We start from the raw sequence: 12407 nt of genomic DNA, 5'->3' as shown, positions 1-12407 counted from the left end.
AGGGAAATTTAGCACTATGATGGACTATTAAAGAGAGCCAAAAATTAACTTAAAAACCAGACCATGAAAGCAAAGCCCACGCCGTTTACCGTTTCTCCTCACCACACACAGCCTCGTTACCAGCAAATTGCCCGTCAGTTAAAGCGGGCGATAAACAGCGGTGAGTTAACGGCGGGCAGCCGGCTTCCTTCCAGCCGCACCATGGCGCTGGAGCTCGGCGTGGCGAGAGCAACGGTTGAAAGCGCCTATGGCGAACTGGTGGCCCAGGGCTGGCTGGAACGGCGAGGGCAGGCGGGAACCTTCGTCAGCCCCTCGGTGAAAAGCGGCTCAGGGAGCGACAGTTTCTCCGCCCCAAGGCCGCAGGGCGCTCCGCTTCCATTTCAGATGGGGCTTCCGGCGCTGGACGCTTTTCCGCGTGCAATTTGGGCAAGGCTTATGGGGCGGCGTCTGCGCCAGCAAACGCGCTTCGATCTGATGCTGCCGGAGCCGGGCGGCGAGGCCGGTCTTAAGCAGGCCATAGCCGATTACCTGCGCTTTTCCCGCAGCATCGATTGCCAGCCCGAGCAGATTTTTATCACTTCAGGTTTTCAGGCGGCAATTGCGCTGGTGCTCTCCACCCTGGCCCGCCCGGGCGACGGTATCTGGCTGGAAGATCCTGGCTATCGTTTTGTGCGCCCGGACTTTGCGCGTGCCGGTATGCAGCTCCAGGCCGTGCCGGTTGATGACGAGGGTATGCAGATTGATTTTGGCATTACCCATTATCCTGATGCCCGCTTTGCCTTATTGACTCCGGCGCACCAAAGTCCGCTGGGTATGGCGCTTTCTCTGCCCCGCCGGCACGCCCTGCTGGACTGGGCCAGCCGCCAGCAAAGCTGGATAATCGAAGACGACTACGACAGCGAATTTCGCTATCACGGTAAGCCGCTGCCGCCGCTGAAAAGCCTGGATAGCCCGCAGCGAGTGATTTACGCCGGAACGTTCAGCAAGTCTATGTTTCCGGCACTGCGCGTGGCGTGGCTGGTGGTTCCGCGCCATGCGGTCGATGATTTTCAGGCCCGGGCGCGCAGGCAGCCCTGTACCGCGCCGGTGTTAATCCAGCAGACAATTGCCGACTTTCTCCGTGAAGGGCACTTCTGGCGGCACCTTAAAAAGATGCGACACTGCTACGCCGAGCGGCGGCTGTGGCTGGAAAACGCGCTGCGTGAGCAGGGCTTTTCGGTTGTTCCGCAGGAAGGAGGGATCCAAATGGTGATGGAGGTCGCAGGGGATGACAAAGTATTGGCAGACCGGGCAAGAGCTGCGGGACTGGCGGTGCAGGCCTTAAGCCACTGGCGCATTAAGCCGTCAACGCAGGGGGGACTGCTGATGAGCTTTACCAATATCAACTCTTATGAAATGGCGCAGCGTTACGCGCTTCAGCTGAGGTTGGCGCTAAAATAAAAACCCCGAAGCAAAGGCTCCGGGGCTGAACGCGCATTTAGTATCATTTATCTACTGCAATAGCAGGGGGTTAGCGGCGGGAAACCAGCAGTGCGCCAATGACAATCCCCACAGCGGCACCAATACCCACGCTTTGCCACGGTTTGTCGCGAACGTATGAATCCGCGCAACCGGCAGCGTCTCGTGCCGCCTGAGTGACACGCCCCTGGCTGCCGTTAAGGCGTGCACGAGTCTCTTTTAGCAGCGCTTCGGCTTTTTTACGCGCCGCATCAACTTCATCTTTTGCGTCGCTGCCGAAGGACTTGAGTACATCTTCCAGCGTATCCGCAAGCTGGGTGACATCGTTATTAATCTCGTCTACCTGAACATCAACGTCATTTTTGTTTGCTCGACTAGCCATGTATCTCTCCCTTTTCAAGATGTAGAGCTAAGTGTAGACCATGAATTTTGGTTATGTGGCGAGCCATGGCTATTGACGGGCTTTCTGGACAATTCCGAAAGCGTTGCCGATGCTGCTTATTGTATCGTTGCCTGGCAGTAAATGATGACGAGGAAAATCTATGTATTTACGACCGGATGAGGTGGCCCGAGTTCTGGAGAGATCGGGTTTTATCATGGATGTGGTAACAGCAAAAACTTACGGTTATCGCCGTGGCGAGAATTACGTCTATGTTAATCGCGAAGCGCGCATGGGGCGCACCGCGCTGATTATTCACCCAACCCTCAGAGAGCGCAGCCAGATGCTGGCAGACCCGGCTTCTGAGATGAAAACCTGCGATCACTATCAGCAGTTCCCGCTCTACCTGGCCGGTGACACGCACGAGCATTATGGTATACCGCACGGGTTTAGTTCTCGTATTGCGCTGGAAAGGTATCTGGCAGGATTATTTGGCGAGACTGATTGAGTCAACGACTGGCAGTTGCGCCAGTCGTTATTCTAACAACGGGGCTCAGGCTCCCGCTTTCATTCCGATAGCGCCGCTGACGCGAAACAGGCGGCGGCAGAAATCCAGGAAGTAGCCGTAAGCGGCACCCATTATCATTGAGATCAGAAGGTTGGAAGTCACAGCCGCCACAATCTGATGCCAGTCCGCACCCACACTCCAAAGAATCGCAACGTAAATGGGTGACTGGAAAGTCACGTAGGCCAGTACGTCAGCGAGATTTTTAGCCCAGCTTGCCGGAGAAACGCGGCGCGCGGTGCGCATAAAGGCGTCACGGTAGAAACCGTAGGGCCAGGCGATAAGAATATTGACCGGCACCGCCACGAGGCGAGAAGAGAGCGACTGCTCGAAGCTCATTCCGGAGAGAAAGATCTCAATCATCATATTCACTACCGAGCAATACACTACCATTGCAAAAATATCTGCTGCCGCATGGCGTAAGCGTGACTCAGGGGAAAACATAATGTTGACTCCGGGTTAAAAGTAGCCATATACACTACTTTTTATGCATAAGTATGGTGTTATGGAGTAACTAATTTATGGTGAGTAGATTATATCTCTACATTGAATCTATCAATTAGCTCAAAATTTTTATTTATCGAAATTTTGTCGATAAAGTGCGATGAAACACAGTTCCGCGCTGGCATTTCCTGATTTTGTGGTTCTTGTTTTATCTTTCTATGGAATATCAATGAGATGACTTTCTCGTTTCACAACCGATGAAATCCACGCAAAAGCATGGGTTTTAGGGATACCCATTGCCGGACAAATCGTTATATAATTTTGTATATAGCGAGTGGTGGGGAGTCACTGATGGATAATCATTTTGGTAAAGGCTTGATGGCCGGGCTGAAGGCCAGGCAGGCCGACAGTGCGGTGAACGTTGAGCGCTTCTGTTCTGATTATAAACGTGGCTTTGTGCTGGGCTTTACCCATCGAATGGCCGAGCAGACCGGCGATCGCCAACGGGCGGCCTGGGAAGCGGGCGTGCTGACTCGCCGCTATCACCTGGATAAAGAGTCGGTAGTTGATTTTCTCAAAGAGGTTAACGCCGACGTAGCGGTTCGATGTTTTTTTGCGGGGTATGAGAAGGGTTATTGATTGCTGACCTGGATTTCCGCCGTGCCCGGTTGTTTATGAATGGCGATGACAAGGATAGGGGCACTTTTATTGATAATTTCGGCGTGAAGCGATTCACGCCGAAATTTTATGGCTTAGCAAACGCCGAAATCACCTTCTTCTTTGTACAGCGATACGGAGTCCGCTTTCAGCGTTAGCTCTTCCGCGCCCGGCGCCGAGGCGGGAACACAAATTATCTCTTCTCCCTGAACCTCAACCACCTGCAGCTTAGGACCACCCTGATTGGGCTGAACAACATCACCTGGTTTAAACATAAAAAACCTCTGAATGCTAAGGGAATTTAATGCAGCAGCGCCGCGTTGATAACCATAGATCAGAAACCGGAGCGGATAAAGCAACATCGCGGCTAGCGTCGGTTCCAGGGCATATGGGCCAGCAGGCGAGCCATGCCGCAAAACCCGGTAACTCCGGCAAACACCAGGCCCGCGCCAACAAAACCGGGAAGCAGGAAGAACCCCTGATTGACGCCGTAACCCAGCAAGACGCCAAGCAGGATCAGCGCACCAGCCACAATTTGCACCTGCCGCATCATCGGCATGGGCTGGCTCTTGTCTTCTTGCACTTCCTGGCCTAATTTTTTCCAGCTATCCAGCCCGCCTGCCAGCAGCAATACGCGGGCTGGCTCGGCTATTTCCGCCAGCTTTTGTGCATTCTGGGTTGAACGCATACCCGACTGGCAGTGAAAAATCACGACATCATGAGGATCTAGCGGCCCCAGGCGTGCACCGTTTTTAATGGCTGAAAGTGGCAGCAAATGGGCCTCAGGGATATTTTCTCGCGCATATTCATCCGGTTCACGGATGTCTATCAGCGCGGCGCCTTCGGTAATCAGCTTTTTAGCTTCTTCCGGCGAGATGGCAGAAACGTTCATCATGCTCCTTAAGGACAATAAATGGATTTCAGCGCCGCTATGACTTCGCGTACCGCGCTATCTTTAATGAAATAGAGAACTCGCTGGGCGCTACGCTGGCTCTCAATAAGCCCCTCATCTTTCATCCGCGCCAGATGTTGGGAGGTGGCCGACGGGCTTAAACCCGTGGCAGAGGCCAGCTCGCCCGCGCCGGTGCCCGGTGAGTCGAGTAGCAGGCAAAGGATCAGTAATCGCCTGGGATTGCTCATCGCTTTGAGCAGCTTCGCTGCGCTTTCAGCGCTTGATTGAAGTTGTATGAGCTCAGATTTCATAAATCATTACTTTAGATAGTTCTAAATTAAGGTAATGCTAAATCAAACGTCAGCATAAGGGAAGAGAATGCAGGTTATTGTGGTTAGACATGGGGAAAGTGAAGCGAACCGGCAGGGGGTTATTCAGGGGCGGTTAGACAGTCGGATAACGGATCGCGGGCATAGACAAGTTCTTGCCCTGGGGGCTGCTCTGGCAGATTACTCAGTTTCGCATATTTATACGTCCCCGGCTTCGCGCGCTAAAAGCACGGCACGGGTGCTGGCTAACCAGTTTAGCTGCCTGCTGACCTGCGATGAACGGTTGCATGAGCGCCACTTTGGCGTGCTTCAGGGAATGCAATTTGCACAGACGCTAAGAGAGTATCCTGGGATGGCTGAGCGCCTTCTTTCCGGGAGTCCGCAGACGGCAATACCGGGTGGTGAAACGGTTTTTGATGTCAGCAACCGCCTTTTATCCTTTCTGAAAGAGTTGTCCGGGAAGCATGAAGATAAAACAGTCATTATTGTTAGTCATGGTCATGCGCTGGAGATATTAATTTGGCAATTAAAAGGCGGAGCTATTAATGATGATTTAAGAAGATATGGACACCAAAATGCCGCTTATAGTGTGTTGAATGTTGGGGACGAAGCTATTGAATTAACGAGTTGGGGAAGGGCGACGCATTTAAAGGATACAGGCTAATGCTGGAATGCAAAACATCCTGACCTTATGGCTAATTGTTATGCGTAATATAGGGCTTTTATTGGCATTTTCTTTGATGACGAAACGCATTTTTTACTTTCTAAAATGAATTTATGTTATTTTTTCATTAGGAATAATCTGTATTTCATCTCTCGCATACATTGATTTTATTTGTTTTTTTAATCATTTTAAAACAATGGGTTAAATTGGTTTTATGGTGTTTTTTAGCCATTTCAATTCTATCGAAAAATCAGGCTTGTTATTCATTCCATGAGTCAAATCAAATTGTAATACAATTTACTTTTGTTCATAACTATTTCCATGGTGTTAAAATTATAAACCGAAATAAATTCTTTTTGAGAGGGCGCGGCGGTATCGAATTAATTTTGATCCGTTATTAGATCTCAATCGATACATTATTTTAACACTATTGATTGTTTTTAATGATTACTTCTCTCATTTGAAATTGATTTTCATTTTGCCTTTAAGACCCTGGTGCAATTTTAAATAAATTGCTGCTCGCCCGTTTCTGATATTTCACATCTATATGACTCCGCTGAGTTAAAGAGGATGGATATGCCTTATTTATTACATACCCCTGGTAAACGACATCTGATTGCCACCGCAATCAGTGCTGCACTTTTAAGCGCTGTACCTCAGCACGCAATGGCTGCTGATGGCCAGAACGGTGCGCCATCTTCCGTTTCCGACAGCGCCCAGGGCGGCGGCGGCGGCACGATGGATACCACCACCGGCATCGGTGGTAATGGTGGAGAGGGCGGCTCAGGAGAACGAGGCCAGGGCAGCAGCCAGGGGGAAAATGGCGGCGCAGGAAGTGTTGATGGCGTAACGAATTCGCTTCCCGCGGGGACGGCGACCGGGGGAGTCGGCCAACAGCCTGATGGCAATGCGACCAACGGCAGCGGCTCTGCAGGCGGCGGCGGCGGCGGTGGTTCCGCCGGGCTGGTATTGGCTGACGATATCCAGCATAACAACGCAGGCAGTATTGTTGGCGGTAACGGTGGCCGCGGCGGCAACGGCGGGAGTAATACCACCGACGTAGCAGACTCTGGTAACGGCGGTAATGGCGGCAATGGTGGTGACGGCGGCGCAGGCGTCCTGATAACAGGGGCGGGCAATTACACCAACGACGGCTCTGTCACCGGCGGTGACGGTGGCACAGGCGGCAATACCGGGAGTGCAACGGCAAACAGCCAAACGACGGCAGGTGAAGTTCTGCACGGCGGGAGCGGAGGCGCGGGTGGCGCAGGTGGCAATGGCGTAATGTCTACCCAGGGGGGAAATATTACTAACACCGGCACCATTACAGGTGGTCGCGGCGCTACCGGCGGCCTCGCTGCCAACGCGGACACTAAAAATAACGACGACGTTACCGGCATCGGCGGAACCGGCGGTGAGGCCGCAAGCGGAGGCAGCGGGGTCTGGCTCAGCGGGACCAGCACCGTTACCAACAGCGGCAACATTCTTGGCGGCAACGGCGGAGACGGCGGTAACGGCGGCGCGGTGGAGTCCGGCAAAGGCTCTGGCGTTGTCGGCTATGGATCCGCGGGCGGCCACGGCGGCAGCGGTATAACCGTGATGGGCAGCGGCAAAGTTATCAATAACAGCGGCGGGCATATCATCGGCGGTAACGCCGGAACCGGCGGCGGCGGTAATTCAAACAGCACCGGCGATAATCTTAGCGGCGGCGATGGCGGGGACGGAGGTAAAGGCGGCAGCGGGATCGCTCTGGACGGCGGCGGCAGCGTCAGCAACTTCGGCGAAGTCACCGGCGGTCTTGGTAATCGCGGCGGCGGCAGCGGCAATCTTAGTTCTTCACTTGGCGGAGACTCTGGCGCAGGCGGTACCGGGATTGAAATCAACGGCGGCGGAGATGTAACAAACGAAACCAGCGGTATGGTGACCGGCGGTAAAGGTGGAGATGACTCTGCGGGCGGCGGCGGCGTTGGCGGCTCAGGCGGTGATGCAATTGCTATTATTGGGGCCGGTAATGTCACCAATCACGGTTCTTTCCTCGGCGGTAACGGTGGTGCTGGCGCTAACGGCAATAGCAGTACGACTAACGGCGGGACCGGCGCACAGGGCGGTAACGGCCTGTCGATTGAGGGCAAAGGTAAAGTTACCAACGATGTTGGAGCGACGATAACCGGCGGCCTCGGCGGAACGGGCGGCGGCAGCGGCGGCGATGCCAGTATCGGCGGCAGCGGCGGTGAGGGCGGCAGCGGAGTATTAATTGGTTCCGGCGGCCAGGTCGTGAATAACGGAAGTATTCAGGGCGGTAACGGTAACCGCGGCGGCGGCGGTGGCGGAGATGCAGGCGGTGCCGGTGGTTCTGGCGTGCGTATTTCTGCGGGCGGCGGCAGCGTGTTTAACTCCGGAACTATTTCCGGCGGCAACGGCGGCGAGCCGGGTACAGCAGGCGCTAATAACGGCGTGGGTAACGTCGGCGTCGGCGGTATTGGCATTTCCGGGAGCGACATGACTATCGTCAACAGCGGCACTCTGACGGGGGGCATGGACTTTAATGGTCAAAACCGCTCTCAGGCAGTGCTGTTTACCGGGGGAACAAACTCGCTGGAGCTGCGCGATGGCTATAACGTTCAGGGGAATGTGCAGGCCGGTCCTGGGGATGACACGCTGATCCTCGGAGGCAACGCAGACAGCCAGTTTGATGCTACAGCTATAGGCGACAGTGCTCAGTACCAGGGTTTTGAACACTTCCATAAAACGGGAGCCAGCATTTGGGTGCTGAACAATGTGACGGATGCCGATACGCCATGGACGCTGTATGACGGCGTTCTGCAAATCGCTCAGGACGGTGCGTTAGGTTCTGATTCCAGCGTGTTAACCTTTGATGGCGGTACGCTGCAGCTTAGCAATAGCTTTGATCTGGAACGGGCTGTGGTGCTGGAAAGCGCAGGCGGTACGCTGGATACCCAGCAGCACAACACCACAATTAGCCAGAGCGTAACCGGCAGCGGTGGCCTGACCAAACTCGGCAGCGGCGCGCTGACAATGACCGGGGACAGCACCTATACCGGAACAACTACGCTTGCCGAGGGCAGCCTGGATGTCACCGGCTCTCTGATCGGCGATGTGACGGCGAAGAGCATGACTCAGCTCTCAGGCACGGGCAGTATTGGCGCGGCTACGCTGGAAACAGGCAGCACGTTAACCGTGGGCAGTCCATTGCAGAGCGACGATAGTGCGGCCAGCTTTAGCGTAAACGGCGAACTTAATAACGACGGTACGGTAAATCTTTCCCGCAGCCCAACTATCAGCGGCAACCGCCTGAACGTCAGCGGAGATTATATTGGCGGGGCAAACAGCGCTCTCAATGTAAATACTGTACTGGGCGATGACAACTCGTTGACCGACAAACTGGTGGTACGGGGCAGTACTTCTGGCTCAACCGTGCTGGCGGTAAATAACGTTGGCGGTCAGGGGGATGAGACCAGCCAGGGTATTGAAGTGGTAAACGTTGGCGGTAATTCAGCCGCGAGTTCCTTCACCCAGGCCGGGCGTATTGTTGCCGGGGCGTGGGACTACAGCCTGGTGCAGAAGGGGCAGAATTGGTATCTGACCTCGATGAGCGAAATGCCGCCGGTAGATCCGGTAGACCCGATCGTTCCGCCGGTAGATCCTGTTGATCCCCCTGTGGGGCCGATCATTCCTCCGGTAACAATCAACAGGCCTTCTCCTGTCCCGGTCCCTGTTTATCGCCCGGAGGTCGGCAGCTATCTGGTTAACCTGACGGCGGCAAATACGTTATTCAACCTGACGCTCGACGATCGCGAAGGGGCTACCGAATATCGTGCTCCGATAGATGGACGCGGCATGACCAGGGGCACTTTCTGGCTTCGCCAGGAAGGCGGCCAAAACCGTTTCAAAACCGGTGAAGGCCAGATTAAATCCAGCGCCAACCGCTATGTCGCTCAGATGGGGAATGAGTTTTTACACGGCTCAACCAACGAGAATGGCCGCTGGGGCGCAGGCCTGATGGCGGGTTACGGCAACGTTTCTGGTCATTCAAGCTCAAGCCTGACCGGCTACCGTTCTGACTCCGATATGGATGGTTACAGCGTGGGGGCTTACGGCACCTGGTATCAGAATGCCGTCTCCCGCGAGGGAATGTATGTTGATAGCTGGGTGATGTACAACTGGTTCAACAACCGCGTCAGCGGCGAAGATCTGGCGGACGAGCATTATAAAAGCCGCGGTTTTACTGCCTCGCTGGAAAGTGGCTACAACATGCTGCTTAGCGAAAGCGAGCGCCGGGCTGTTTATCTTGAGCCTCAGGCTCAGTTAACCTGGATGGGCGTTCACAGTTCTGAGCATTCGGAAGCCAACGGCACTCGTATTCAGGACAGCGGGCAGGGCAATCTGCAATCCCGCCTCGGCATGCGCCTCTACCTGCGAGGGCATCGCACGGAAGACGACGGTAAAGGGCGTGAATTCAAGCCTTACATCGAAATGAACTGGCTGCATAACACCAAAAACTTCGGCGTCAGAATGGGGAATAAGCTGCTGAACGAAGAGGGGGCGCGTAACATTGGCCAACTGAAACTGGGCGTTCAGGGGCAGATTTCGCCGAGCCTGAATATGTGGGGCGGCGTTGCTCAGCAGATAGGTGACAAAGGCTACCGTGACACGTCCGCAATGATTGGCGTGAAATACGGGTTTTAGTCCCTAAACCGTGCGGCCGCTGCACCGGCGGCCGCTTTATTTCACCGGGAGACTAGATATCCTGCCAGTAAGGCGGCGTGCCGAACTTTTCCATAAAGAAATCAATCACGCTGCGGGTATTAAGCGACGGAAAGTGGCCGCCGGGGTAAAGCATGTAGATTGAATGGGCGGTCACGCTGTAAGAAGCAGTGTAGTCGGTCATCAGCGGAATCAGGCGCTTTGCCTTCAGCGAGTCGCTTATCTGCCAGTCGGGAAAGAGCACGATCCCTGCCCCGTCCTGCGCCGCTTTAACCAACATCTCTGCATTGTCGGAGACAATTCTCGGCTCCGGCATCAACTGGAGCTTTTCTTCTCCTTTCGTAAAGTACCAGCGCTGAAGGCCCATTAACCCTCGATAGGCAAGAAGCCGGTGATTATGTAAATCATCCGGGGTTTGCGGGTAACCGTGGCGTTCAATATAGGCCGGGCTGGCAACCAGATAAGAGCTTTGGCGGGTAATAAAGCGGCCATGCAGCGAACTGTCCTGCATCGGCGAAATGCGCAGCAGCAGATCCGTACCGTCCGCCAGCGGTTCAATATAGTTGTCGGTAAGATTGAGCTCCAGCTTGAGCGCCGGGTAGCGTTCACTTAGCTCGGCAACCCACGGGGCGATGTGTCGCAGGCCAAATGATACCGGAGCATTAAAGCGTAGCAGCCCGCCCGGCTCCTGACGGCGCTCGCTAATCAGGTTCAGCGCATTATCCAGCTGGTTCAACATTCCTCTGAAAGCTTCGGCGTAAATATTCCCGGCATCCGTTGCGACTACGGCGCGGGTATTGCGATAAAGCAACTGGGTTTCGAGTGACTGTTCTAGCTGGAAAACAGTCCGCGAAACCGAAGACGGGGCGATGTTCTCCTGGCGGGCAACTTCCGAAAAGCTGCCTTCACCGATTACGGCGAGGAAGATTTGCATCGAGCGGGCGTTTATTTGGCTCAGATCTTTCATTTGTGCGATATCCGCAAAGGTCTTTGCCGGATTATACGGTTTTTCGCTATGACAGGCAGCGCTAACATCCGGCTCAGTAAATTTTTCCCGCATTCTGGCGGGCAATAAACAGAGAGGATGGTATGAGCAATAAGGTTCTGGCTTTTGATGAGGCGGTTCGCCAGCGTTTTTCATCGCGTGCGTTTCTGCCGACGCCGCTGACCGATGAGCAAATTCGCGCCGTTTTGCAGGATGCGCAATATTCGCCCTCTAACTGCAACACACAGCCATGGCATGTTCACATTGCCTCCGGCGAGACTAAAGATGCGTTGCAAAAAATGATGATAGAGAACGATAGCGCGGGTAAAGCGACACCGGACTTTTCATTCAGCTACGATGATTTTCACGGCGACTATTATGAGCGTAGCCAGCGGCAGGCAAAGATTTATTATGACGCGCTGGGCATTGCTCGCGAGGATAAAGAGAAGCGCCGGGAGGCCTTCCTGCGTAATTACAAATTCTTCGGCGCGCCGCACGTTGCCTTCCTGTTTATGCCTTCATTTGGTGACAACGTTCGAGTCGCTTCTGATATCGGCATGTACGGCCAAAGCTTCTTGTTATCCCTGGCTGCCCGTGGTTTTGCCGGTATTCCACAAACGCTTCTTGGTTTCCATGCCGACGAGACGCGCAGGCTACTTGGGGTGTCAGACGATTATCGACTGCTGTTTGGTATCTCGTTTGGCTACGCTGACCCTGATGCACCTTCGGGAAAGGTGCGCATGTGGCGCCAGAGCGTGGATGAGAGCGTGACCCTGCACAACTAGCTGCCCTGGCTATATATTATGGGTATAAAAAAAGCCGCTAATGCGGCTTTTTGCTGGCAGCAAGAGTATTACTCGCTGACTTTTTTCTTCAGGTCGGAAGCGCCTTCTTTGGTCTTGTTCCAGCCTTTTTCAGCCCCTTCTTTGGTTGCGTTCCAACCTTTCTCGGTGCCTTCTTTGGTTTTATGCCAGGCCTTCTGGGAGCCTTCGCTCACCTTGCTGCCCGTGCTATCGGTTTTGCCTTCAGCGGCGTGTTTAGACTTGAGCTTTAGCTCTTCGCCTTTGTTCTGCGCCTCGTGCAGTTTTTCTTTCGCTGTGTTCGCGCCTTCATGCGCGGCTGCGACGGTTTCGTCGGTTGCGTGTGTGGTGGTCGCGGCAAAAACAGGAGCAGCCAGCAGAATTGCAGATAAAGCGATGATCGTTTTTTTCATAATATCCTCTACAAACGTTATCAGTCCTTATGACCGTAGATTAGCCTGGCACAGCGAAGCGGAAGTTGCCTTAGGTAATAATCCTAAATGAATCAG

Annotated in this window: 13 protein-coding genes; 6 read left to right on the top strand and 7 right to left on the bottom strand. The window is 54.1% G+C overall.

Translation table 11 applies throughout. The annotated features are described in order from the left end of the window. Window positions 1–63: 63 nt before the first annotated feature. Window positions 64–1440: a MocR-like pyridoxine biosynthesis transcription factor PdxR gene (pdxR, locus tag HMPREF0201_RS16725; RefSeq protein WP_016537949.1), complete on the top strand. Its 1377-nt coding sequence runs from the start codon at window positions 64–66 to the stop codon at window positions 1438–1440. Window positions 1441–1510: 70 nt separating this feature from the next. Here pdxR and HMPREF0201_RS16720 read toward each other — a convergent pair whose 3' ends face one another. Next, window positions 1511–1840: a DUF883 family protein gene (locus HMPREF0201_RS16720; RefSeq protein ID WP_016537948.1), complete on the bottom strand. Its 330-nt coding sequence runs from the start codon at window positions 1838–1840 to the stop codon at window positions 1511–1513. Between the two features lie 160 nt (window positions 1841–2000). On the opposite strand from HMPREF0201_RS16720, the gene HMPREF0201_RS16715 reads away from it, so the two are divergent. Further along, on the top strand, window positions 2001–2345 hold the full coding sequence (locus HMPREF0201_RS16715; protein WP_016537947.1) for a DUF2002 family protein: 345 nt from the start codon (window positions 2001–2003) through the stop codon (window positions 2343–2345). Window positions 2346–2390: 45 nt separating this feature from the next. On the opposite strand, the gene HMPREF0201_RS16710 is transcribed toward HMPREF0201_RS16715, so the two are convergent. Further along, window positions 2391–2846 carry an L-alanine exporter AlaE gene (locus tag HMPREF0201_RS16710; RefSeq protein ID WP_039898715.1) on the bottom strand — a complete coding sequence of 152 codons (456 nt, stop codon included), beginning with the start codon at window positions 2844–2846 and terminating at the stop codon, window positions 2391–2393. A 351-nt stretch (window positions 2847–3197) separates the two neighbouring features. On the opposite strand from HMPREF0201_RS16710, the gene HMPREF0201_RS16705 reads away from it, so the two are divergent. Beyond that, window positions 3198–3485, top strand: coding sequence for a DUF2623 family protein (locus HMPREF0201_RS16705; RefSeq protein WP_039898714.1), 288 nt, complete (start codon window positions 3198–3200; stop codon window positions 3483–3485). A gap of 113 nt (window positions 3486–3598) precedes the next feature. Here HMPREF0201_RS16705 and HMPREF0201_RS16700 read toward each other — a convergent pair whose 3' ends face one another. The 3 genes from HMPREF0201_RS16700 to HMPREF0201_RS16690 all read right to left on the bottom strand — a co-directional run bounded on the left by HMPREF0201_RS16700 (window position 3599) and on the right by HMPREF0201_RS16690 (window position 4706). Further along, a complete protein-coding gene (locus HMPREF0201_RS16700; protein WP_039899420.1) occupies window positions 3599–3778 on the bottom strand; it encodes a YodC family protein in 180 nt (59 codons plus the stop codon). A gap of 92 nt (window positions 3779–3870) precedes the next feature. Continuing rightward, a complete protein-coding gene (locus tag HMPREF0201_RS16695) occupies window positions 3871–4395 on the bottom strand; it encodes a rhodanese family protein (RefSeq protein WP_039898712.1) in 525 nt (174 codons plus the stop codon). Between the two features lie 8 nt (window positions 4396–4403). After that, on the bottom strand, window positions 4404–4706 hold the full coding sequence (locus HMPREF0201_RS16690) for an ArsR/SmtB family transcription factor (RefSeq protein WP_016537941.1): 303 nt from the start codon (window positions 4704–4706) through the stop codon (window positions 4404–4406). Window positions 4707–4773: 67 nt separating this feature from the next. Between HMPREF0201_RS16690 and HMPREF0201_RS16685 the strand changes: the two genes are divergently transcribed. After that, the gene (locus HMPREF0201_RS16685) at window positions 4774–5388 is read left to right on the top strand and encodes a histidine phosphatase family protein (RefSeq protein WP_016537940.1); all 615 of its coding nucleotides are present in this window, start codon (window positions 4774–4776) and stop codon (window positions 5386–5388) included. A gap of 576 nt (window positions 5389–5964) precedes the next feature. Continuing rightward, window positions 5965–10095 (top strand): autotransporter outer membrane beta-barrel domain-containing protein, encoded by a 4131-nt coding sequence (locus HMPREF0201_RS23470; protein ID WP_055696376.1) that lies wholly within the window; start codon window positions 5965–5967, stop codon window positions 10093–10095. Window positions 10096–10147: 52 nt separating this feature from the next. Here the strand turns inward: HMPREF0201_RS23470 and HMPREF0201_RS16675 are convergent, their stop codons facing one another. After that, window positions 10148–11080 (bottom strand): LysR family transcriptional regulator, encoded by a 933-nt coding sequence (locus tag HMPREF0201_RS16675; RefSeq protein ID WP_039899415.1) that lies wholly within the window; start codon window positions 11078–11080, stop codon window positions 10148–10150. A 122-nt stretch (window positions 11081–11202) separates the two neighbouring features. On the opposite strand from HMPREF0201_RS16675, the gene HMPREF0201_RS16670 reads away from it, so the two are divergent. Then, a complete protein-coding gene (locus HMPREF0201_RS16670; RefSeq protein ID WP_016537937.1) occupies window positions 11203–11883 on the top strand; it encodes a nitroreductase in 681 nt (226 codons plus the stop codon). A 68-nt stretch (window positions 11884–11951) separates the two neighbouring features. Here the strand turns inward: HMPREF0201_RS16670 and HMPREF0201_RS16665 are convergent, their stop codons facing one another. Beyond that, window positions 11952–12311, bottom strand: coding sequence for a hypothetical protein (locus HMPREF0201_RS16665; protein WP_016537936.1), 360 nt, complete (start codon window positions 12309–12311; stop codon window positions 11952–11954). Between the last annotated feature and the right edge of the window lie 96 nt (window positions 12312–12407).

Origin of the sequence: Cedecea davisae DSM 4568 (assembly GCF_000412335.2) — a bacterium.
Lineage (GTDB): Bacteria > Pseudomonadota > Gammaproteobacteria > Enterobacterales > Enterobacteriaceae > Cedecea > Cedecea davisae.
This window is presented reverse-complemented; position numbering and strand designations above follow the sequence as displayed.